General features: G+C 74.0%; 19 protein-coding genes. 7 read left to right on the plus strand and 12 right to left on the minus strand.

Annotated features, from left to right (window positions below; genetic code table 11):
• Positions 1 to 131: 131 nt before the first annotated feature.
• The gene (locus ABD331_RS44990) at positions 132 to 1595 is read left to right on the plus strand and encodes a carboxylesterase/lipase family protein (RefSeq protein ID WP_344489586.1); all 1464 of its coding nucleotides are present in this window, start codon (positions 132 to 134) and stop codon (positions 1593 to 1595) included.
• Between the two features lie 36 nt (positions 1596 to 1631).
• Positions 1632 to 2360, plus strand: coding sequence for a maleylpyruvate isomerase family mycothiol-dependent enzyme (locus tag ABD331_RS44995; protein ID WP_344489589.1), 729 nt, complete (start codon positions 1632 to 1634; stop codon positions 2358 to 2360).
• A gap of 49 nt (positions 2361 to 2409) precedes the next feature.
• Here the strand turns inward: ABD331_RS44995 and ABD331_RS45000 are convergent, their stop codons facing one another.
• Both ABD331_RS45000 and ABD331_RS45005 read right to left on the minus strand, forming a co-directional pair.
• Entirely contained in the window at positions 2410 to 2913 is a 504-nt protein-coding gene (locus tag ABD331_RS45000; protein WP_344489592.1) for a MarR family winged helix-turn-helix transcriptional regulator, read from the minus strand.
• A gap of 125 nt (positions 2914 to 3038) precedes the next feature.
• Positions 3039 to 4664, minus strand: coding sequence for an FUSC family protein (locus ABD331_RS45005; protein WP_344489595.1), 1626 nt, complete (start codon positions 4662 to 4664; stop codon positions 3039 to 3041).
• A 62-nt stretch (positions 4665 to 4726) separates the two neighbouring features.
• Here ABD331_RS45005 and ABD331_RS45010 point away from each other — a divergent pair, with 62 nt between their 5' ends.
• Both ABD331_RS45010 and ABD331_RS45015 read left to right on the plus strand, forming a co-directional pair.
• Complete coding sequence (locus tag ABD331_RS45010; protein WP_344489598.1) at positions 4727 to 6262, plus strand: N-acyl-D-amino-acid deacylase family protein; 1536 nt, start codon at positions 4727 to 4729, stop codon at positions 6260 to 6262.
• 112 nt (positions 6263 to 6374) lie between these two features.
• The gene (locus ABD331_RS45015; RefSeq protein WP_344489601.1) at positions 6375 to 8270 is read left to right on the plus strand and encodes a S41 family peptidase; all 1896 of its coding nucleotides are present in this window, start codon (positions 6375 to 6377) and stop codon (positions 8268 to 8270) included.
• A gap of 72 nt (positions 8271 to 8342) precedes the next feature.
• Here the strand turns inward: ABD331_RS45015 and ABD331_RS45020 are convergent, their stop codons facing one another.
• On the minus strand, positions 8343 to 9692 hold the full coding sequence (locus tag ABD331_RS45020; RefSeq protein WP_344489604.1) for an NsdA family TPR-like regulatory protein: 1350 nt from the start codon (positions 9690 to 9692) through the stop codon (positions 8343 to 8345).
• A gap of 132 nt (positions 9693 to 9824) precedes the next feature.
• On the opposite strand from ABD331_RS45020, the gene ABD331_RS45025 reads away from it, so the two are divergent.
• Positions 9825 to 11354 (plus strand): ribosome maturation factor RimM, encoded by a 1530-nt coding sequence (locus ABD331_RS45025; RefSeq protein WP_344489607.1) that lies wholly within the window; start codon positions 9825 to 9827, stop codon positions 11352 to 11354.
• A 105-nt stretch (positions 11355 to 11459) separates the two neighbouring features.
• Here the strand turns inward: ABD331_RS45025 and ABD331_RS45030 are convergent, their stop codons facing one another.
• The gene (locus tag ABD331_RS45030; protein ID WP_344489610.1) at positions 11460 to 12695 is read right to left on the minus strand and encodes a sialidase family protein; all 1236 of its coding nucleotides are present in this window, start codon (positions 12693 to 12695) and stop codon (positions 11460 to 11462) included.
• A gap of 58 nt (positions 12696 to 12753) precedes the next feature.
• Positions 12754 to 13437, minus strand: a complete 684-nt coding sequence (locus ABD331_RS45035; protein ID WP_344489613.1) for an NAD(P)-dependent oxidoreductase — start codon at positions 13435 to 13437, stop codon at positions 12754 to 12756.
• A gap of 77 nt (positions 13438 to 13514) precedes the next feature.
• On the opposite strand from ABD331_RS45035, the gene ABD331_RS45040 reads away from it, so the two are divergent.
• Entirely contained in the window at positions 13515 to 14222 is a 708-nt protein-coding gene (locus ABD331_RS45040) for a TetR/AcrR family transcriptional regulator (protein ID WP_344489616.1), read from the plus strand.
• 9 nt (positions 14223 to 14231) lie between these two features.
• On the opposite strand, the gene ABD331_RS45045 is transcribed toward ABD331_RS45040, so the two are convergent.
• From ABD331_RS45045 to egtA, 5 genes are all read right to left on the minus strand, one after another.
• Positions 14232 to 15437, minus strand: a complete 1206-nt coding sequence (locus ABD331_RS45045; RefSeq protein ID WP_344489619.1) for an aminotransferase class V-fold PLP-dependent enzyme — start codon at positions 15435 to 15437, stop codon at positions 14232 to 14234.
• Positions 15438 to 15508: 71 nt separating this feature from the next.
• Positions 15509 to 16489, minus strand: coding sequence for an L-histidine N(alpha)-methyltransferase (gene egtD / locus ABD331_RS45050; RefSeq protein WP_344489622.1), 981 nt, complete (start codon positions 16487 to 16489; stop codon positions 15509 to 15511).
• A gap of 17 nt (positions 16490 to 16506) precedes the next feature.
• Complete coding sequence (egtC, locus tag ABD331_RS45055) at positions 16507 to 17214, minus strand: ergothioneine biosynthesis protein EgtC (RefSeq protein WP_344489625.1); 708 nt, start codon at positions 17212 to 17214, stop codon at positions 16507 to 16509.
• A gap of 1 nt (position 17215) precedes the next feature.
• Positions 17216 to 18508: an ergothioneine biosynthesis protein EgtB gene (gene egtB, locus ABD331_RS45060; RefSeq protein WP_344489628.1), complete on the minus strand. Its 1293-nt coding sequence runs from the start codon at positions 18506 to 18508 to the stop codon at positions 17216 to 17218.
• A 27-nt stretch (positions 18509 to 18535) separates the two neighbouring features.
• Positions 18536 to 19789 (minus strand): ergothioneine biosynthesis glutamate--cysteine ligase EgtA, encoded by a 1254-nt coding sequence (egtA, locus tag ABD331_RS45065; protein ID WP_344489631.1) that lies wholly within the window; start codon positions 19787 to 19789, stop codon positions 18536 to 18538.
• 127 nt (positions 19790 to 19916) lie between these two features.
• Here egtA and ABD331_RS45070 point away from each other — a divergent pair, with 127 nt between their 5' ends.
• Positions 19917 to 20222 (plus strand): zf-HC2 domain-containing protein, encoded by a 306-nt coding sequence (locus ABD331_RS45070; protein ID WP_344489634.1) that lies wholly within the window; start codon positions 19917 to 19919, stop codon positions 20220 to 20222.
• On the opposite strand, the gene ABD331_RS45075 is transcribed toward ABD331_RS45070, so the two are convergent.
• Positions 20188 to 20427 (minus strand): anti-sigma factor family protein, encoded by a 240-nt coding sequence (locus ABD331_RS45075; RefSeq protein WP_344489637.1) that lies wholly within the window; start codon positions 20425 to 20427, stop codon positions 20188 to 20190. The two genes, ABD331_RS45070 and ABD331_RS45075, sit on opposite strands and share 35 nt — an antisense overlap.
• Before the next feature lie 80 nt (positions 20428 to 20507).
• Positions 20508 to 21137, minus strand: a complete 630-nt coding sequence (locus ABD331_RS45080) for an RNA polymerase sigma factor (RefSeq protein WP_262379879.1) — start codon at positions 21135 to 21137, stop codon at positions 20508 to 20510.
• Positions 21138 to 21184 lie beyond the last annotated feature (47 nt).

Genomic DNA, 21184 nt, shown 5'->3' on the forward strand with positions numbered 1-21184 from the left:
ACGCATCACGGCTACCACACATACGGTATGCAGTATTTGGCATGCGTCCGCGCTTTACGCCGAGCGGTCCGATCTTGTCGGCGAACGGACCCGTAATCTTGGAGGGTCGTTCTAAGAGAGGCGGGCTGAGCATGGGCACCACGGCAGAGCCGGAGGTCAGGATCGCGACAGGGCGCGTGCGGGGCCGCGCCGAGGGCGGGGTGGCCGTCTTCCGCGGCATCCCGTACGCCCGGCCGCCGCGCTTCGGCGCACCCGAGCCCGCCGAGGCGTGGGACGGGGTGCGCGACTGCGTGGCGTTCGGCCCGCCGCCACCCCAGCAGTCCACCGTCGCCTCCCCTGTGCAGGGGCACAGCGGGGAGAGCTGGCTGACGGTCAACGTCTGGTCGCCGTCGCCCGGCCCGGCGGCGGGGCTGCCGGTGATGGTGTGGATCTACGGGGGCGCGTACCGGGCCGGCGAGTCCGGCGAGTCCGTGTACGACGGCGCGGTGCTGGCCCGCGAGGGGAACGTGGTCGTCGTCACCTTCAACTACCGGGTCGGCATGGAGGGGTTCGCGCACGTCGAGGGCGCTCCGGCCAACCGGGGGCTGCTCGACCAGGTGGCGGCGCTGGAGTGGGTGCGGGAGAACGTGGCCGCGTTCGGCGGCGATCCCGGGCGGGTGACGGTGTTCGGGGAGTCGGCGGGGGCCGGGTCGCTCATCGCGCTCATGGCCATGCCGCGCGCCGCCGGGCTGTTCGGGCGGGCGATCGCGCAGAGCGTCCCCGGCACGTACTTCTCGGCGGCGCTGGCCGCCGACCTCGGCGCCGTCCTGGCCGGGGAGCTGGGCCTGCCGCCCGCCGCCGAGGCGCTGGCCGCCGTCGAGCCCGGCCGTCTCGTCGAGGCCGCCGAGACGGCGACCGCCAAGATGCGCCGGTACGAGGACCGCTGGGGCGCGGTCTCGTACACCGTGACGCCGTTCTCGCCTGTCGTGGACGGCGAGGTGCTGCCGCGCGACCCGTGGAGCGCGCTGGCGGGCGGGGCCGCCAGGGACGTCGAGCTGGTCGTGGGGCACACGCGGGACGAGTACCGGCTGTTCACCCAGATGGGACGGGTCCAGGGCGAGGAGCTGCTGGGGGTGTTCGCGCCAGGACGGGAGCAGGCCTACCGCGACGCCTTCCCCTCGGCGGGGCCCGAGCTGCTGGACGAGCTGGTGCAGTCGGACTGGCTGTTCCGGATGCCGTCGCTGCGGCTGGCCGACGCGCAGGCCGCCGGGGGCGGGCGGGTGTGGGCGTACGAGCTGACCTGGGCCACTCCCGTGATCGGCGGGGCGTGTCACGGGCTGGACGTGCCGCTGGTGTTCGGCAACCTGGACAGCGGGATGGGCACGTTCTTCCTCGGCCGGAGCACCCCGCCGGAGGCCGCCGCCGTGTCGGCCGCCTTCCGGCGCTCGTGGACGGGCTTCGCGGCGGGCGAGGGGCCCGGCTGGCAGCCGTATACGCCGGAGGAGCGGCTGACCAGGCTCTTCGACGTCGAGCCCGCGACGGTGCCCTACCCGGAGGAGGCGTCCAGGCGGATCTGGGCCGCGCACACGTTCGGCGAGCTTCCGCTTCTCAACTGAGGCCAAACCGAATGTTGTTCTGTAGTGTGGTGGGGCATGACGGACATCTTCGATGACCTCCAGGCCGAGTACGAGCAACTCGACACCGTCCTTGCCGCCCTCACCCCCAGGCAGTGGTCGCACCCGTCGGCCGCCGACGGCTGGACCGTCTCCGACGTCGTCCTCCACCTCGCCCAGACCGAGGAGCTCGCCGCCGCCTCCATCCGAGGCGAGCTGGGCGGCCCGCGCGCCCGCGGCGAGGTGGACGCCATGGCCGACAGCGCCGTGGCCGCCGAACGCGACATCTCCCCCGGCGACCTGCTGGCCCGCTGGCGCGCGGCCACCGCGTTCATGCCCGCCGCGCTGCGCGCCCACCCCAGGGGCAGCCGACTGCCCTGGGTCGCCGCCTCCCTCTCCCCCGCCACCCTGGCCACCACCCGCCTGGCCGAACACTGGGCGCACGCCCTCGACATCACCACCCCGCTCGGCATCCCCTACCCGGACACGGCGCGGCTGCGGCACATCGCGTGGCTCGGGCACCGCACGCTGCCGTACGCGTTCGACGTGGAGGGGGTGGCGGGCGGGCCCGTCCACTGCGAGCTGACCGCGCCCAACGGTGACACGTGGTACTTCGGCGAGCCCGACGCGGCGTCCGTCATCACCGGGCCCGCGGGGGACTTCTGCCGGGTGGGGGCGCGGCGGCTGGCACCCGCCGACTCGTCACTCAAGGCCACGGGGCCGCACGGCGCCGAGGCCCTCACCGTCCTGCGCAACTACGCTTTCTAGGGTTCACGGGCGCCTTGAGCGAGCGCCTTGCGCGGGCCGCTTTGGGTCGTCAGCCGAGCATCCCGCCCAGGCGGCCCTCCAGCATCAGCAGCAGCTCCCCCAGCAACCCGGCGAGCTCCCGCTCCTTCTCGGTCGACAGCCCGGACAGCAGCGCGGTCTCGTACTCGAGCTGCTCGGGCAGCAACCGCATGATGAACTCCCTGCCCTGCTCCGTCAGCGACAGATGCGCCACCCGGCGGTCCCGATCGTCCACCCGCCGCGCGACCAGCCCGATCTCCTCCAGCCGCCGCACCCGCTTCGTCACCGCCGCCCCCGAGGCGAACGTCTCACGGGCCAGCCGCCCAGGCGTCAGCTCGCCGCCCACCCTCAGCAGGGCGCACAGCACGTCGTACTCGGCCCGGTTCACCCCGGCACGGCCGAGCGGGGCGTCGGTGGCCTGGTGCAACAGCGCCGTACACCGGTTGAGGCGGCCGATGACGGCGATCGTGTCGAGGTCGGCGTCCGGGAGGACCTTCCGCCACTGGCGCAGCGCGACCGCCACGGCGTCCTCCACGTGCCCGATCCTCCTGTGCCTGGGGTGTGCGGTGGCTTCCGATCGTACGCCCCCGCCACCCACGGCCGGGCCACCCACGCCCGCATGCCCGCCGTTCGTGCGCCCGCCACTCACGGCCGGGCCGTTTACGCGGTCAGCTCGGCGAGCCTGTGGTGCCCGGCCCGTTCGGCGGCGGCGATGCGCTCCTGCGGCAGCGCCGCGCTCCACCACTCACCCGCCGCGAGGTCGGCCGCCTCACGCAACTCCACCAGCGCGCCCCGCAACCGTTCCAGCCCATCCCGTACGCGGTCAGCGGCCCTCCGGTCGGGCAGCAGCACACACGCCAGCAATCCGGCGGCGGCCCCCAGACAGGTGTCCAGCCACCGGTCGGCCACCAGCGCGGACACCGGCTCGGCTCCGGCGAACTCGGTCATCAGCATGGCCATCGGAGCTACGAACACGCTGCCCAGCCAGTAGTTGCGGGTGATGGCCGCCTCCGTGACGAACTGCATGACCAGGACGGCCACGATCAGCGCCACCGCGCCCCAGCGGGTGAGCGGGACCAGCGCGGTGAACAGGGCCACGCCCAGGAGGTTGCCGAGCACGCGCTGGAGTGCCCGGCTCCAGGACATGGTGGTGTTGGCGGCGAACACGGCCGCCGCCGTCACGACCGCCCAGTACGGTCTGCCGACGCCCAGCGCCATCGAAACCCAGCCCGCCAGCGCCGCACCGGCGGCCACCGTCGCCACCACCCGCCACCAGCGGGCGAGGAACGCCCACCGCGCCGCCGCACCGGCAGTGGCAGCGTCGCGTTCGGCGGCGATCCCGCTCAGCTCCGCCCGCTCGGCGGCTTCCGTCCGCGCGTCGCAGATCGGCGGCTCAGGCACGGGACGGCCCTTGCGCAGCTCATGCGCCCAGCCCGCCAGCGTGCCGGCATCGGCCCCACCCCGCACCCGCCCACCCGGCACACGCCCACCCGGCGCGCACTCGTCCAGCACACGCCCACCAGCGCAAGCCGCAGCAGCCGACTCAGCACGCACCAGCAACCGCCGCAGCCCCTCGCGCCGATCACCGGACCGCAGCAACGTCTGCCAGGCCGCGTTGACCGCCGTCGCAGCAGCATGCCGCGCCTGCCGAGCGTCCTCATCCCCCGCCGAGCAACCCCCCGCCCGCACCAACCGCGCCGTAGCCTCCAGAGCCCGCGCGACCGCGACCCGCTCAGGCCCGTCCGGCCGGACCACCCCCGGCGCCATCCCCACGACCCACGCCACAACCCCGCCAAGCACCCCGAGCCCCACATGCACCGGCACGTCGGCAAGCCGCTCCCCCGGCACGAACGCGGCGCTGGCGGCGACGAAGGTGAGCACGACGTTCCCGGGCGGCCCGATGCGGCTGGCGTCGCAGGCCGCCTTGTGCACCCCCGCCAGCACGGCAGCCACAGCCACCCGAACGGCGACCGACTCGGTGAGCGCCGCCGTGACGAGGGCGACCGTGGTGCCGGCCAGCATCCCGGCCACGACCCACCCCAGCGCCTTGGCCCGGGCGGCGTACGGCAGCCCATGCCCGTACAAGGCGCACATCGCCCCGGCGGAGGCGTACAGGGTCAGGTCCAGCCGCCCCGCGAGAAGCAGCGTGACCAGCACCACGGCGAGCGCGGCAACCCCACTGAGGGCGGGTTTGTGCCAGATGTCGCCCAGGGGTGCGAGGCGCAGCGCGGCGCGGACGGGCATGCGGACACGGGGCCTGAACTGCGGAAAAGGGAGAACACTCATCCCTACAAGTTTAGCAGATGTTTTACTCGTAAAACGTCCAACCCGGTATGGCATGATCAGGGATGCGACATGCGCTGAACACGGACGTCCTCATCACCGGCGGCCTGCTGATCGACGGCACCGGCGCCCCGCCCCGGCACGCCGACGTCGCCGTGAGCTCCGGCCGCATCGCCCACGCCGGCGTAGGCACGCCCACCCAGGTGATCGACGCCACCGGCCTCATCGTCACCCCCGGCCTCATCGACCTCCACTCCCACGCCGACTTCACCATCCTCGACACCCCCACCGCCGAGGCCTGCCTCCACCAGGGCGTCACCACGCTGGTCACCGGCAACTGCGGCATGTCCCCGTTCCCCGGCCCGGACGACGGTGCCGACCTGGCCGCGTTCGCCGCCGCCGTGGACGACGCCCGTCCCGCCGTCAACCTCGCCCTCCTCGTCGGCCACGGCGCCCTGCGCGCCGCCGTGCTCGGCCAGGAGCGCCGCGACCCGGACCGCGCGGAGCTGGAGCGCATGCGCGGCCTGCTCGCCAAGGCGGCGGAGCAGGGCGCGTTCGGCCTGTCCACCGGCCTGATCTACGCGCCGGGCTCGTTCGCGGCCACGGAGGAGATCGAGGCGCTGGCCGCCGAGACTGCCAGGCACGGCCTGCTGTACGCGACGCACATGCGCGACGAGGGTGACCGGCTCGTCGAGGCGGTCGAGGAGGCCCTGTCGGTGGCGCGCGCGTCGGGCGTACGGCTGCAGATCTCGCACCTGAAGGCCATGGGCCCGGCCAACCACGGCAAGGTGGAGCGGGCGCTGGCCCTGATGGACGCCGCCGCCGCGCAGGGGCTCGACGTGGCCTGCGACGTCTACCCGTACACCGCCTCCTCCACCACGCTGACCTCCCGCCTGCCCGACTGGGCCATGGACGGCGGGACCGCCGCCCTGCTCGCCCGCCTGGCCGACCCCGCCGACCGCGAGCGCGTGCTGGCCGGCCTGCGACCCGCCGTCGGGCGGACGTTCCTGCCGGAAGGGGTGATCCTCGCCGAGCTGTCCCCCGGCCCGTACGCGGACCGCGTCGGCGACAGCATCGCCGCCATCGCCGGGGACACGGGCGTGGAGCCCGCAGAAGCCGTCCTGGACGTGCTGGCGGCCCACCGCGCCCAGGTGATGATCGTCAACCACGCGATGGCCGAGCGGGACGTGACGGCCGTGCTGCGGCACCCCCGCAGCGCCGTGGCCAGCGACGGCTGGGTGCTGCGCGCCCCCGGCGACGGGCATCCGCATCCGCGTAACTTCGGCACGTTCGCCCGCGTCCTCGGGCCGAGCGCGCGTGGTGAGGGGGTGGTGCCGGTGGCGGAGGCCGTACGGAAGATGAGCTCGCTGCCCGCGGCCCGCCTCGCGCTGACCGATCGCGGCACCGTCGCGCCGGGGCAGGTGGCGGACGTGGCGGTGTTCGACCCGGCGAGCACGGCGGACCTGGCCACCTACGGCGATCCGTGGCGGTACGCGGCGGGCGCGCGGCACGTGCTGGTGTCCGGCGAAGTCGTGCTGGCGGACGGCGTCCCCACCGGCGCCCGTCCCGGCCGGGCGCTGCGGAGGAACCCCGCCGGCTAGGGAAACCCCTAGGACGCCTCCCGTGGCGGCCCTTCCGCCCGCGGTGGGAGCGTGCCGGTATTCGAGCGCGGCAGCGATTTGGCGCGCGTACGACCGGAACGGGTGGACGAAGATGACCGAGCCCACGAGCGGGGTCGCGAAGCAGGAACTGAATGACTTCCTGCGCGCGGCGGACAAACTCACACTCGAAGACAGGAGACTCCTGGTCCAGCAGGCGCTGGTGCTCATCGAGCAGAACTACGTGCATCTGCCGCTGAAGGCCGCGATGCACGCGGTGAACCCGGTGCAGCGGCTGCGGCTGCTCGCCGTGCGCCTGAGCAGGCAGACCCCGCAGACGATGGGCCCGGAATGGCGCTTCCACGCCGAGCTGTCCGAGATCTTCCACTCGGTACGCGACCTGCACACGAACTACCTGCTGCCCCTGCCGTTCTCCGGCAAGATCGCCTTCCTCCCGTACCTCGTCGAGGAGCACTACGACGGCGACCAGCGCCACTACGTGGTCACCAAGACGCTGCAGGGCTTCTCCGCCCCCGGCTTCGGCCCCGGCGTCGAGGTGACGCACTGGAACGGCATCCCGATCGACCGCGCGGTGGACATCAACGCGTCCAGGTTCGCGGGCAGCAACCCGGCGGCCAGGCACGCGCGCGGCCTGCAGTCGATGACGATCAGGCCGCTGCGCGTGCACGTGCCGCCGGACGAGTCGTGGGTGGTGCTCACCTACGTCGGCCAGGACGGGATCCGCCGCGAGCTGAGCGAGACCTGGCGCGTCAGCGACAACCTGCCGCCGTTCGTGAACGCCGACGAGCTGTCCGTCGCCGCCACGGCCCAGGGCCTCGACCTGGGCGCGGACGAGATCTCCCGGGCGATCAAGCTCCTGTACGTGCCGGAGGCCGTCACCCCGCAGGAGAGCCTGGGCGGCGCCGAGCTGACGGCCGAGCCCGCCGAGGCCGGCGCGGACCTCCCCACGTCCATGCCCGCCTTCTTCCGCGCCAGGAGCGTCGTCACCCCGTCGGGCACGTTCGGGCACATCAGGGTGTTCAGCTTCAGCGTCAACGACCCGGACGCGTTCGTCCGCGAGTTCTGCCGGCTGATCGGGCTGCTGCCGCAGAACGGGCTCGTCCTGGACGTGCGCGACAACGGCGGCGGGCACATCTTCGCCAGCGAGTTCCTGCTGCAGACGATGACGCCGCGCCCGATCGTGCCGGAGCCGACGCAGTTCATCACGTCCAACCTGAACCTGCGCATCTGCCGCCAGCACCAGGAGAACCCGTCCGGCATCGACCTGGGCCCCTGGTGCCCGTCCATGGAGCAGGCGCTGGAGACGGGCGCCGTCTTCTCCGGCGCGTTCTCCATCACCCCGCCCGGCGGCGCGAACGCGCTCGGCCAGCAGTACTTCGGCCCCGTCGTGCTGATCACCAACGCGCTCTGCTACTCGGCGACCGACATCTTCGCCGCCGGCTTCCAGGACCACAAGATCGGCAAGGTGCTCGGCACGGACGACAACACGGGCGCGGGCGGCGCCAACGTGTGGACGCACGAGCTGCTCAAGCTCCTGCTGGAGCTGCCCTCGCCCGCGCCGGAGACCCCGTACAAGCCGCTGCCGGGCGGGGCGGGCATGCGGGTGTCGGTACGGCGCACGCTGCGCGTGCACGACCTGGCCGGCACGCCCGTCGAGGACCTCGGGGTGGTGCCCGACTTCCGCCACCGGATGACCCGCAGGGACGTGCTGCAGGGCAACGAGGACCTGCTCGCGCGGGCGGGCGAGATCCTCGCCGGGCAGCCGGTGCGGCGGCTCGACGTGCAGGTCGGGGCGGCGCAGGTGACGCTGACGACCACGCTGGTGGATCGGGCCGACGTCTACCTGGACGGCCGGCCGGTGGCGTCGGTGGACGTGACGCAGCAGGTCACGACCGTGCCGGCGCCGGGCGCCGAGGCGGCGCACGTCATCAGGGTGGAGGGGTTCCAGGGCGGCGAGCTGGTCGCGGCGCGGACGATCCTGCGACCCTGACCGTCCCGACGGCCTCGCCGGACGATCACGCGGCCCTGACCGTCCGACGGGCCCACCGGACACTCCTGTGAGCTAGCCGGTGGGATCGCGGCCCGACACGGCGCTGTCCGCCTCGGCGACGAGCGGGCTGGCGCGGTACCGCTGCCAGCCCGCCCGCAGGCGGCGCAGCTCGTCGTGCACCCGGGCCGAGGCGATCAGCCGTACGTCGTCGCCGAGGCCCAGCGCGGTGACGGCGGCCTGGTCCGGGTCGCCGGCCCGCAGGTGGGCGTGCGCGGCCCGCAGCCCGATCAGGACACGGGTGCGCAGCTCCACCGGCCGCCGCGCCGCCATGGACGCGGTGAAGTGGCGGGCGGCGGTGGCGTGGTCGCCGAGCTGGGTGAGGGTCAGCCCGATCTGGTGCTCCAGGGATTCGCGCCGGTAGTTGCCGAGCCACTCGGTCTCCGGCGGGGAGTCGGCGCGTTCGAGCTGGGTCTCGGTGCGGTGCAGCAGGTTGAGCGCGTCCCAGCGGGTGCCGGCCGCCGCGTGCGCCTCGGCGCGCATGCCGGTGATCCAGGCGAGCGTACGCCGGGGGCCGTGCCCGCCGAGGGCCGAGGCGGCGGCGTCGGCCAGCGCGAGCGCCTCGCCGTCGTGGCCCAGCTCGGCGGCCTGCACGGCCATGCTGCGTAACGCGGTCGCGCGCAGCAGCAGGTCGCCGGCCTCGTCGGCGAGCCGGACGGTGCTGATGTAGTAGCGCTGGGCCAGGGCGTTGGCGCCCGCGTCCATGGCCATGTACGCGGCCAGGTAGCTCAGCTCGGCCGCCGCCGTGAACAGGTCGGGCCTGCCGCGCCCGCTCGCCCCGCGCAGCAGGGGTGTCACCTCGCGCGCCAGGTAGGCGGCGACGGCGGCGCGGGCGTGGCCGCCGCCGTACTGGTCGTCGAGGTCGGCGAAGGCCGCGGTGGCGGCGCGTACGCGGACCACGTCGCCCGCGCCCGCCCGCGCGTGCGGCCCCGCGCCCGCCCAGGGGGGACGGTCCCGCGCGTGCGGGATTCCGCGCCCCGCGGCCAGGCCGGAGAGCGCGGCCAGCGTGAACGTGCCCGCCGTCAGCACGGTACGGCGGTTGAGCAGGTCGTCCTCGCCCACCGTGGCCAGCCGGGCGACCGGGTCGCCGTCCCAGGGGTCGTCGGGGGGCGGGGTGACGGCGGCGTCAGGCCAGCCGAGGTGGCGCGGGACGAGCTCCGGCCGGTTCAGCCGACGGCGGAACGCCTCCACGGCGGCGTGCACCGCCTCGGGCCTGGGGACCGTTCCCGTCAGCCAGTGGCCCACCGCCGAGCGGTCGTAGTGCAGGCGCTCACCGCTCTCCGCGGCGACGGCGTTGACGTGCTGCGCGGTGGCGGCGTGCGTCCAGCCTGCCTGCTCGATCAGTGCGGCCAGGGAGCGGTTCACGACGGGGCGGGTGCGCCGTGGCGGCATCTCAGCTTCACATCGCTTCACATCGCGGTGCCCTCGACGATGCGCCGTACGCAGAGCACCGTCAAGAGAGCGGACGGTGAGGCAGGCGGACGACAGGGAGGCCGGATGGCAGGCACGGACGAGGCACCCCACGCCGACGGGGCGGCGGCCGAGGCGCCCCACGCCGACCGAGCGGCGGCCGAGGCGGCCCGCTCTGACGGGGCGGCGGCCGAGGCGGCTCACGCCGAGTTGCTGGGTGCGCTGGCGGGCAGGCCCCTGGTCGTCGTCGACCGGTGCAGCACCGCCCTGCGCACCGGGTACACCGGGCCCGCGCCCGTCGAGGCGCTGCGTCCCGCACTGGGCATCGGCTGCTACCGGGCGTGGGACCCGGCGCTGCCCGGCATGGTCGTCGCGGCGGAGGAGCACACCGGCAGCCGTTCCGTGCCCGAGCGGCGCGGCTGGCTGCGGCGCGTACGCCACGAAGCCGCCCGCCACCTGGTCAAACTGGACCGCCCGCCCGTCATCGCCACCTGCCACACAGGCGCCCAGCTCCAGGAGCTGGCAGGCCCCGGCGGGACTGTCGCGGCGATCGACCCGGGCGTGCGGGCCACGATCGAGGCCAGGCACCTGTTCGACGACCTGCTGCGGGCGGCGGGCGTGCCGGCCGTGGCGCGCATCCGCTGCGTGCCCGCCGAACGCCTGCCGAGCCTGGCGGAGCTGCGCCGCGCCGTCGGCACCGAGCGGGTGGTGGTGCAGGCGGGCAGCGTGTCAGGCGGGCGCGGCACGGTGATCGTGTCGGGCGACGACGACATGGCCAGGGCCGTGCGGCTGCTGGGGCCGTACCGGGTGGCGGCGTTCGTGGACGGCTGGCCGTGCGCCGTCACCGTGCTCAGCGTCCCTGACGGCTCGGGCGGCGTCAGCGTGTACGTGGACCGTCCCTCGCACGAGACGACCGGCGTCGAGGAGCTGGGCGTGGGCCCGCTGTGCAGCGCGGGGCACGACTGGTCGCGCCCCTGGCCGGTGCCCGCCGCCGCGCTGCTCATCGAGTGCGCCGAGCGCATCGCGGTCTGGGGCTGGCGCAGGTACGGCGTCGCGGGGCTGTTCAGCCTGCGCGCCCTGATCACGCCGGGCGAGCGGGTCTACCTGTCGGCCATCCGGTGGCACTGCGACGAGAGCACCGAGGTGTCGGCGCTCAACCAGCAGGCCGTCGGCGTGCCGCCGTTCGTGCTGGCCCATCTGATGGTGATGCTGGGCGGGCGGGTGAGCTGGCTGGCGGATCCGCAGGAGTTCAACCACGTCAGCCTGCTGCGCGCCACCCAGCGCGGCGGTCCCTTCTCGCTGCGGGTACGGCTGCGCGGCGGCTCCGCCGTACGGGTCGCGGCGGGGCGCGGGCCTGGCGTGTACCGGCTGGACCGCGACGACCGCCTGCTGTGGGTGCGGCGCGCCGCCCACCCGGCATCGGCCCGCGCCGACCAGGGCGAGTTCCTGCTCGCCGACCTGCCGTCGGCCGACGTGGTCTGCCACCCCGGCGCCGACCTGGCCACCGTCGAGGCCGTCACGGACGGCGCCACCCAGCCCTTCCACGGCCCGGCCAGCGCGTCACCGTTCACCCGCCGGGTGGCGGCGGCCGTCGAACGCCTCTGCGTCACCCAGTGAGCCCGCCGTCGCCCAGCCCTCGCGCCGCAGAGCGAACCCGCCGTCGCCCAGCCCTGCGCCACCAAGTGAGCCCGTGAGCGGTACGGCGCGCGCGTCGGACGGTGGTCAGCGCAGGCCGATGGCACTCTCCCAGAACCAGTTCCACCGGATCTCGTCACGGAACCGAGCCGCCCCCGCCTCGTACAACACCCCGATCGCCCCGTTGCCCAGCAGCGTCATGTCGGAGTACCCCGCGTGGTCCCCGTCGATCCGCACCCCCGCGTTGCCCGTGCTGCCGTCGTAGTCGCGCCAGGTCGCGCCCTCGTCGAAGGACGATCGCACGTTCATCCCGACCGGGTTGTTGTTCGTCTTGGGGGTGGCGGGCGCCGACAGCAGGATGCGGGTGTACGGGCCGCCGTCCCAGCGCTGGCGGAGGAGGGCGGGGTGGGTCGGCGGGGCGGTGACGGCGTTGTCGGCGCGGAAGCCGCCGTCGAAGGTCAGCCCGCCGTCGCTGCTGACGCCCTTGGCCAGGCCGTGGACGGAGGTCTGGTCGTCGGGGACGGCGCCGTTGCGGGCGATCACCAGGATGCTGCCGTCGGTCCGCTCGACCAGCGTCTGCTCGCCCAGCTTGAGCACGGTCTTGTCGTACGTGGCGGTCGCGCCGATCCGCCAGGAGGCGCCGTGGTCGTCGCTGTAGACGAGCCGCACGCTCTGCCGGTCGCCCACGGCGAAGTAGACGGGGACGACCAGCCGTCCCGCGTGGGCGCCGCGCGTGAGCTGGATCCCGTGCCCGGGTCCTGTCGCGAACCAGTCGCCCGCCCCCGCCGGGGCCTTGATGTCGGCGGACAGGTCGCGCGGCGCCGACCACGTACGCCCGTCATCGTTGCTGACCTGCACCTTCGGGACGCGGGGCGTGGTCTGGGTCGCGGTCGGCTCCGAGGTCGTGAACAGGAACACCGGCCCGGACGAGTCGGCCACCACGGTCGCGTTCCCCTGGAGTGCCGCCCCCGCCGTGCCGGCCAGGACGGTTCTGCTCGCCTCCCAGGTGACGCCGTTGTCGGTGGAGCGGCGCATGACGACGTCGAACGCGCCGTGGTCGGCGCAGTTGTTCCTGTTGCGCCGTTCGGCGAAGGCGAGCAGCACGTCGTTCCTGGTCCTGACGACGGCCGGGAGCCGGTAGCAGGTGGTGACCGTCGCGCCGGTGGCCGGGTCGGTGCCGGTGTACTGCTTCCACAGGGTCTGCTTGTGCCAGGTGTGGGTGGGCGGCTGAGCCGCCGCGGCGGGCGTCGCCGTCGTGACCGTCGTGACCGCGACGGCCACGACGGCGCCGATCGCGGCGCCCAGCGTGCGTAATCTCCGCATGTGTGCCTCCCTTTCGCGGTCATGATCTCCGCGCCGGGCGTCGCGATCAACGTTCTGCTCAATAACCCACGGTGAAGCGTCGCTGCACGTGCCGGGGCAGCTCGGCCTCGTCGAGGACGGCGACGGCCAGGTCCTCGGCGGAGATGTCGCTGGTGCCGTCCTCACGGACCAGGAGCTGGTCGCCGCCCACCCGGAACCTGCCGGTGCGGACGCCGGGATCGACGCGGCCCGACGAAGGGCTCAGGTAGGTCCAGTTGCGGTTGGACAGGCGGTAGAGCCCCAGCGCCTCGCGGTGCGCCAGCACCACCTTGACGTACTCCTCGGGGACGCCGAGCCGCTCCGGCAGCCCTTTCGCGAAGCCCTCGGTGTCGGCCACCTGCAGCCCAGGACGTACCTCAAGACTGCCCGCGCCCCCGACCACGATCAGCCTGGCGGCGGGGTGCGACTCCAGCGCCTCCAGCAGCGAACGGGCGGTGGCGGGCAGCACGTGGGCGTTGGCGATCGTGTCGGGGATGTCGCGTCCGGCGTTGAGCGCGTTCACGACGACGTCGAGGCCGGTGATGGCGCTCGTCACGGCGGGGACGTCCAGGACGTCCGCGACCTGCCAGGTGATCCCGCCCGTGTCGGCGGGGACGCGGGAGGCGTCCCTGGTGAACGCGGTCACCTGGTGGCCCCGCCCCACGGCTTCCGCGACGACGCGCGACCCGATGACGCCTGTGGCTCCGAACACTCCAACACGCATGGCAAGCTCCTCATGTTTACTGAACGGTGTGTAGTAACTGAACGCCGATTAGACACTGAACCCAGTAAGGTGTCAACATGGTCGAAGGCAGCAGGCGGGAGCGGCTCAGGGCTCAGACGGTCCAGGAGATCAAGGAGACCGCCATGGCGCTGTTGGCCGAAGGCGGGCCGGGCGCGGTCACGCTGCGCGCCATCGGCCGCCGGATGGGGATGACGGCGGGCGCGCTCTACGGCTACTACGCCACCCGCGACGACCTGCTCACAGCACTCATCGACGACGTCTACACCGCGCTCATGGACGAGATCGACCAGGCCTGCGCCGCCGTGCCCGCCGACGACGCGGCGGGGCGGCTGATGGCGTGGGCGCAGACGTTCCGGGCGTGGGCGACCGGCAATCCCGAAGGGTTCCGGCTCGTCTACGGGGAGCCCGTCCCCGACTACCGGCCGCCGCCCGGTGGGCCCGCCCCTGAGGCCGCGCGGCGGGCCTGTGCGGGGCTCGTGTCGCTGGTGGCCGCCGCCTGGCCGTACATGGGTGCTCGGCAGGGCGAGGGTGATCACGACTGGGCGGACTTCGGGCCGGGGCTCGCCGACGAGGTGCGGGCCTCCCACCCCGGGCTGCCGCCTGCCGCCGTGGCGATGGCGCTGCGGGTTTGGGGGCGGATGCACGGGCTGGTGGCGCTGGAGGTGCACGGGCATCTGCGTGCGCAGGCGCGGCATCCGGAGAAGCTGTATCGGGAGGAGATGCGCGAGCTCGTCGCGTCGCTGGGGCTGCCCGCCGCGAAGTAATGGGATAGGTCAGGGTGTGGCGAGGGTGCGGGCGAGGGATTCCAGGGTGTCCAGCGGGGTGCCCGGTGGTGGGGAGACGCGCAGGACCGGCTCGCGCAGGTGCAGCGGGGCGCGCGCCGTGGGGACTACGCCGACCATGAGGGACGCCCGCGCCGCGCGGGCGGCGGCGCGTTCGGCCGTGTCCCCGGGCGGCGGGACGAGTGTGACCAGGGCAGAAGGCTCGTCGAGCGGCTCGGCCACCCGCCAGCCGCCCGCCCCGTCGAGCAGGCCGCGCGCCGTGCGCCCCAGCTCGGCCAGATGGGCGTGGACGGCGGACGGGCCCAGCTCGTGGTGCTCCAGGACCGCCGCGCCGAGGCCCGCCCTGGCGGCGATGGGGCCCTCCGAGCTCTCGTAACGCGCCGCCCCCTCAACCGGCGTCACCTCGCCGCCGTCGAGCGACGGGTCGTCCCAGAGGTGGCCGCTGAGGGTGGGGGCGGGGGCGTCCATGGCGGGGGTCAGGCCGGGGACGATCAGGAAGCCGACGCCGCGCGGGCCGGCCAGCCACTTGCGGGAGGTGCCCACGTAGGCGGTGGCTCCCGTGCCGCGCGCGTCCACGTGGCCCAGGGACTGGCAGACGTCCAGGACGAACGGCACCCCGGCCTGCCCGCACAGGGCGCCGATCTCGGGTGCCGGTTGGACGACGCCGTGGTGGGAGCCGACGTGCGAGACGATCACCAGGTCGAGGCCTGCGGCGAGCCTGGTTCGTACGGCGTCGGGGTCGATGCGGGCGTCGCCGTCCACGGGGAGGTCGATGAGGTGCCAGCCGCGCTGGGGGGCCAGGTGGCGCAGGAGCATCAGCGTGCTGCCGTACTCGGTGGGGGCGCACCCGATGCGGGCGCCGGGGCCCAGCCGCCAGCCGCCCAGCAGCGCCGCCATCGCCGCCGTCCCGCTCTCCAAGAACGCCACCCGCCCCGGCCCGCCACCACCCGACGGGCCGCCGTCGCCCGGCCCGCCGTCATTCAGCGCGCCGTCATTCAGCGCGCCGCCGACCAGGGCGGCGAGGGCCGTGCGGGCGGGGGCGAGGTCGGGGGCGGCGCCGTAGCCGCCGCGTTCGCGTTCCAGCCGCAGGTGCGCCGTCATCACGTCGAGCACCCGATCGCTGGGCACGTTGCACCCGGCCGCGTCGAGGTGCCCGGGCGGCATCACCGTGCGCGCCGCCCGCCACGACTCGGCCACGCGCGCCCGTCCCGCCTCCGTAGCACCTCTCCCCCCGACCAGAGCATCGGAGGCGGGGGTCGCGCGGGGGTTCACGCCTCGGCCAGGACCAGGGCGAAGTCCCCCTCAGGATCCGTGTAATGCCGCCGCACCCCGAACCCAGCCGCCGCCAGCTCGGCCCGCAGCCCGTCCTCCCGGAACTTGGCGCTGATCTCGGTCCGCATCTCCTCCCCCTCCTCGAACGACACGGACAGCCCGAGCCCGCCGACCCGCACCCGCATGGCGCGCGAAGCCCGCAGCCGCATCTCGATCCAGTCGTGCCGCTCGTCGTAGACGGCCACGTGCGAGAACGACTCGGGTTCGAAGTCGGCGTCCAGCTCCCGGTTGATCACCCGCAGCACGTTCCGGTTGAACTCGGCCGTCACCCCCGCGCTGTCGTCGTAGGCCGCCACCAGTCTCCCCCGCTCCTTCACCAGGTCGGCCCCCAGCAGGAACGTGTCGCCCGACCGCAGCGTGGCCCGCAGTTCCTTGAGGAACACCGCGCGGGCGGCCGGTTCGAGGTTGCCGATGGTGCCGCCGAGGAAGGCCACCATGCGCCGCCCGTTGCGGGGCAGCAGGGCGAGGTGGCGTTCGAAGTCGGCGCACACGGCCTGCACGGTCAGCCCCGGGTAGCGGCCGGCGAGCCGGTGGGCGGCGGCCTCCAGGGTGACGGCGTCCACGTCCACGGGCGTGTAGCCGCGCAGGGTGCCCGCCGAGGACAGCGCGTCCAGCAGCAGCACGGTTTTCTCGCTGGTGCCGGAGCCCAGCTCGACCAGCGTGTCCGCGCCGGAGACGGCCGCGAGGTCGGCGGCGCGGGCGCGCAGGATGGCCAGCTCGCGGCGGGTCGGGTAGTACTCGGGCAATCGGGTGATACGGGAGAACAGGTCGCTGCCGGCGGCGTCGTAGAACCACTTGGGCGGCAGCCACTTGGGGCTGGACGTCAGGCCGGTGGTGACGTCGTGTTCGAGGGCCTGGCGCAGGTAGTCGCGGTCAAGATGGCTGATCACACGCACGGTGGACTGGGTGACGGGCACGAGATCTCCTAGATGAGTCACAACGGCTGGACGACGACGTCGTCGCGGGTGACGGTGAGCAGGCTCCGCTCGGGCACGGCCTGCCAGCCGGGCAGGTCGTCGAGCGGTTCGCTGGCCACCAGCACGCCGTCGTGGAGTCGGTGGTGGAACAGGGTGTCGCCCCAGACGGTCGCGGAGATGGCCGTGCCGTCGGAGGCGAGCAGGTTCAGGCGGGCCGCGGGGTCCTTCTCCCCGGCCCGTACGACGACGTCGGCCAGCGCCTCGCCCAGGCCGGCGCCGGCGCGTCCGCGCTGGAAGACGGCGGCGGCCACCCAGGCGGCGTCGCAGGTGCTCTCGGCGCCGTCGCAGAGGTCCTTGACCGCGTCGCGGGCGACGCGGCCGTTGTGGCTGAGCAGCCAGGTGCGGTCGGTGAACGGCGCGGTGGCGCTCTCCTCGATGGGCATGCCGACGGTGGCCGAGCGGACGGCGGCCAGCAGGCAGGTGGAGCGGGCCGTCGCGGCGAGGCCGGGCAGGTTGGCGTCGGTCCAGATGGGCACGGAACGGCGGTAACGCACCGGTTCTGGACGGCCGGCGACGTACCAGCCCATGCCGTACCCGTCGGCGTTGATCAGCCCGGCCCGCTGGCGGCGCGGCGCGTACGACTGCTTGAGCAGCCCGTACTCGGGCTCGTCGATCAGCGAGGCGAGCGGGCGTTCGGCGCCCAGCCAGGCGGCGTGCCTGCACACCTCAGACCAGCTCCGACCGGGCGCAGCGGAAGCCGGTGAAGATCTGCCTGCGGATCGGGTAGTCCCAGTTCCTGAACGTGGTGCGCACCGCCGCCGGGTCGGCCGCCCAGGAGCCGCCGCGCAGCACGCGGTACTCCTCGCCGAAGAACACCTCGCTGTACTCCTTGTACGGGAAGCTGCGGAACCCCGGATACCCGTGGAACCAGGAGCCGGTCCACTCCCACACGTCGCCCAGCATCTGCTCGGCCCCGTAGGCGCTGGCCCCCTGCGGGTAGGCGCCGAGCGGGGCGGGGTGGGAGGACAGGTGGCCGAGGTTGGCCAGGGAGGGGCCGGGGTCGGCCTCGCCCCACGGGTAGCGCCTGGACCGGCGTTCCTGCGGGTCCCAGCCGCACGCCTTCTCCCATTCGGCCTCGGTGGGCAGCCGCTTGCCCGCCCAGCGGGCGTAGGCGTCGGCCTCGTACCAGCTCACGTGCTGCACGGGCTCGTCCATGGGGACGGGCTCGACGCGGCCGAAGCGGTTGCGGTGCCAGGCGCCGCCGTCCCTGGTCCAGAAGAGGGGGGCGGTGATGTCGCGCCGCTGCCGCCACTCCCAGCCTTCGGGCGTCCACCAGCGGGGGTCGTCGTAGCCGCCGTCCTCGATGAACGCCAGGTACGCGCGGTTGCCGACGGGGAGCCGGTCGATCCAGTAGCCGGGCAGGTCCACCCAGGTGGCGGGGCGCTCGTTGTCGTAGGCCCACGGCAGCGTGTCGGTGCCCATGAGGAACGGCCCCGCCGGGACGTGCACCTCCTCGGGCCCTTCCGCGCGCCCGGGCGGCAGGTGGCCGTCGCGGACCAGGCCGGGCCGGCCGGAGAGCTGCAGCGTGGCGAGCATGGTCTCGTCGTGCTGGTGCTCGTGCTGGATCACCAGGCCGAACACGAAGCCGTCGCGGTGCAGCGGGGACGGGCCCTCCAGGTCGATCTCGTCGAGCACGTCGAGCACGCGGCCGCGCACGCCCTCGATGTAGCCGCGCGCCTCGGCGGGGCGCAGGAACGGCAGGCCGGGGCGGTCCTTGCGCGGGGTCTTGAACGCGTCGTAGATGTCGTCGATCTCGGGGCGGAGCGGGGTGATGCCGGCCGCGGCGCGCAGGACCCACAGCTCCTCGTAGTTGCCGACGTGCGCCAGGTCCCAGACGAGGGGGGACATGAGCGGGGAGTGCTGGCGTACCAGGAGGTCGTCCTCGGCGTCCGTGTAGGTGAGTGAACGGTCGCGCACCGCGATGAGCTCCTTGGCGATGCGTTCCTTGATGTCAGTCATGCGCGTCCTTGCTGTGTCGTCGTCTGGTCAGTGGCCGTCGGGCCGGTGGTGGGAGTCGTGGTCGAGCCACGCGCGGCCGGTCGAGCCGGGGGTCTGGTCGATCAGGTAGGCGGCGGGTGAGCGGCCGGTGCTCACGTGGCGGTCGGCGAAGGCGGCGACGGCGCCGGCCAGGGCGGCGTCCGCGCCGAGTCGCGGCAGCGCCTCCAGCGCGGCGCGGAAGCACGCCTCGGCGGCGTTCCTGATCCGCGGGTCCGCCAGCCCGCACCGGGCCGCCCGGTCCCAGTCCTCCTGGTACGGGGCAGGCCGCCGCACCTCGACGGCGGCCATCGCGGCGTCGGCGGCCCGGTCGTCGGTGATCAGGGCGTGCGTCACGGCCACGCACACCGGCCAGTCGGACGGATGCAGCGCGTCCAGGTAGCGGATCTCCAGCCATCCCCTGGGCCGGACCGGCGGGAAGACGGTGGTGGCGTGGTAGGCGAGGTCCTCGGGGGTGGGCCTGCGCTCGCCCCCGCCCTCCAGCCAGTCGCGGAACGTCGAGCCGTCGCGGATCGGCCGGTAGCGCTCGGCGTCCTCCCAGACGAGCATCAGCCGGGAGTCGAGCAGGTACTCCGTCCAGTCGGCGGCGGGGTCGCCCGTGACGGGCACCGGCCGGGTCCTGCTGTGGTCGAGGTTGTTCCAGACGTCCTGGCGGCCCGACATCCACCCGTGCGGCCTGCCGCCGCTCAGCGGGGAGTTGGCGAAGGCGGCGAGCAGCACGGGGCCAAGCGCGTGCGCCCGCTCCCAGCGGACGGCGGGCTCGCCCCCGAAGTCCAGGTTGACCTGGATGGACGCGGTGGAGCACATCATCAGCGCCCCGTACGGCGCGCCCAGGAACTCGGCCATCGCCTCGTAGCGGGGCAGCCCGAGCTGACGGCACGGGGCGCGCACCGGATCGAGCCCCACCGCGCCCAGCGCCAGCCCGGCGGCGCGCAGGCCGTCGCGGACGGCGGCCACGTCGGCGGTCAGGCGGGCCACCGTCTCGGGCAGCGGGCCCGCGGGACCCGACAGTTCGAGCTGGCCGCCCGGCTCGAACGTCACCCGGCTGCCGCCCGGCAGGTGCTCGGGCAGCGCCCCCCGGGTCCGCTCCATCGGGACGTGCTCGCCGGGATCCGTACGGTCGAAGACGAGGAACTCCAGCTCGACGCCCACCCGGGCGGCGGCGGGGCGGAAGCACCGGCGCGCGTACTCCGCCACCTCCGTGACGTCGCGCAACGGCGTGCTCTCGGCCGTGACCCCGATCATCGTCTCCCTTTCGCCGGCACCGCGCGCGGGTCGTACTGGTGCGCACGGGACTACAGACCCGGGAGGCGCTCGATCGTTACACCCGAATTTCCGCGTAACGGACGGGGCGCGGAAGGCACTGTGTGACATGGAGCAGGGTTCACTGGGCTGCGCGGAGGTGCTCGGCCTGGTCACGGATTACCTGGACGGCGCGCTCCCGCCGGGCCGGCATCGGGCCGTCGCGGGGCATCTGGGCGCGTGTGCGGGGTGTTCCGCGTGGGTGTCGCAGGTGCTGGCGACGATCGCGGCTCTGGGCTGCCTGCGCGACGGGGTCATCTCGGCGCCGGTGCTGGCCGCGCTGCGGGAGAGTTTCGGGGTTCTGGGCGTTCGGGACGAACGTGAGTGCTCGGGGGACGTCCCTACCGGGGACGGCGGTCGCGGAAGGCGGACATGAGCCGGTCGCGAACCGGCGCCGACAGCTTCTCCGGCGGCTGGTCACCGAGCACCTTGATGGTGGCGCGGAACTGCTCGAGGTAGCGCCCGCACCCCTCGCAGCAGGCGAGGTGCGCCCGGATGCCGTCGCGGGACGGCTGGTCGAGGGCGTCCTCAAGGTAGGCGGTGAGCTGTTCCGCCAGTTCGTCGCAGGTGAACCGCTTCACGACGTTGACCGCCCTCGTCTCTGGGATGAACCGTTTCACTCATTGTCGCCGCTGCACGGGCCCGATGGGGCCGCGCGACCTCACTCGGGCTGTTTGACGGCCTCGTAGTAGTCCGCGAGCCAGCCGCGTACCGCGGTGCGGGCGCGGTGCAGCAGCACCCGCTGGTTGGCCGCGGAGATCTCCAGGATCTCGCACACCTCGTCGGAGGTGCATCCCTCCACGTCACGCAAGGTGATCACGACCCGCTGCCGGGGAGGCAGCCGGCCGAGCGCCTCGGCGATCAGCACCCGCACCTCGGCCGCCAGCGCCTCGCCCTCGGGCGTCGGCCACGCCGCCGCGCCGTCGAACCGGCCGCCCCTGGCCGCGCCGAACTCGACGAACGGGCCGCCGTCCCGCTCGAACGTGCTCCACGGCAGCGTGCGGCTCTCGCGGACGCCGCGCTTCTTGGCGGTGTTGACCAGGATGCGGAACACCCACGTCTTCACCGAGGAACGCGACTCGAAGGCGTCGATCCCGTCGATCACCGCCAGCCAGGTGTCCTGGACGACCTCCTCCGCTGAGTGGTCGGTGGACACGTACGACCTGGCGACCCGGAGCATGCCCCGGGACCAGGTGTCGAGCAGCACCGCGAACATCGCCTCGTCGCCGGCGCGCAGAGCTCCGACGACGACGTCATCCGGGGGCAGCCCACTGCCCTCGAAAGACCCCACGATCGCTCCCCCTCCGGTCGAACGCTGGGACAGCGCACAGATTAATC

Source organism: Nonomuraea monospora (assembly GCF_039531895.1).
GTDB classification, from domain to species: Bacteria; Actinomycetota; Actinomycetes; order Streptosporangiales; family Streptosporangiaceae; genus Nonomuraea; species Nonomuraea monospora.

Coding starts and splice junctions, on each gene's coding strand:
- ABD331_RS44990 (WP_344489586.1), top strand. CDS start 132: ATGGGCACCACGGCAGAGCCGGAGGTCAGGATCGCGACAGGGCGCGTG.
- ABD331_RS44995 (WP_344489589.1), top strand. CDS start 1,632: ATGACGGACATCTTCGATGACCTCCAGGCCGAGTACGAGCAACTCGAC.
- ABD331_RS45005 (WP_344489595.1), bottom strand. CDS start 4,664: ATGAGTGTTCTCCCTTTTCCGCAGTTCAGGCCCCGTGTCCGCATGCCC.
- ABD331_RS45010 (WP_344489598.1), top strand. CDS start 4,727: ATGCGACATGCGCTGAACACGGACGTCCTCATCACCGGCGGCCTGCTG.
- ABD331_RS45015 (WP_344489601.1), top strand. CDS start 6,375: ATGACCGAGCCCACGAGCGGGGTCGCGAAGCAGGAACTGAATGACTTC.
- ABD331_RS45025 (WP_344489607.1), top strand. CDS start 9,825: ATGGCAGGCACGGACGAGGCACCCCACGCCGACGGGGCGGCGGCCGAG.
- ABD331_RS45030 (WP_344489610.1), bottom strand. CDS start 12,695: ATGCGGAGATTACGCACGCTGGGCGCCGCGATCGGCGCCGTCGTGGCC.
- ABD331_RS45035 (WP_344489613.1), bottom strand. CDS start 13,437: ATGCGTGTTGGAGTGTTCGGAGCCACAGGCGTCATCGGGTCGCGCGTC.
- ABD331_RS45040 (WP_344489616.1), top strand. CDS start 13,515: ATGGTCGAAGGCAGCAGGCGGGAGCGGCTCAGGGCTCAGACGGTCCAG.
- egtB (WP_344489628.1), bottom strand. CDS start 18,508: ATGACTGACATCAAGGAACGCATCGCCAAGGAGCTCATCGCGGTGCGC.
- egtA (WP_344489631.1), bottom strand. CDS start 19,789: ATGATCGGGGTCACGGCCGAGAGCACGCCGTTGCGCGACGTCACGGAG.
- ABD331_RS45070 (WP_344489634.1), top strand. CDS start 19,917: ATGGAGCAGGGTTCACTGGGCTGCGCGGAGGTGCTCGGCCTGGTCACG.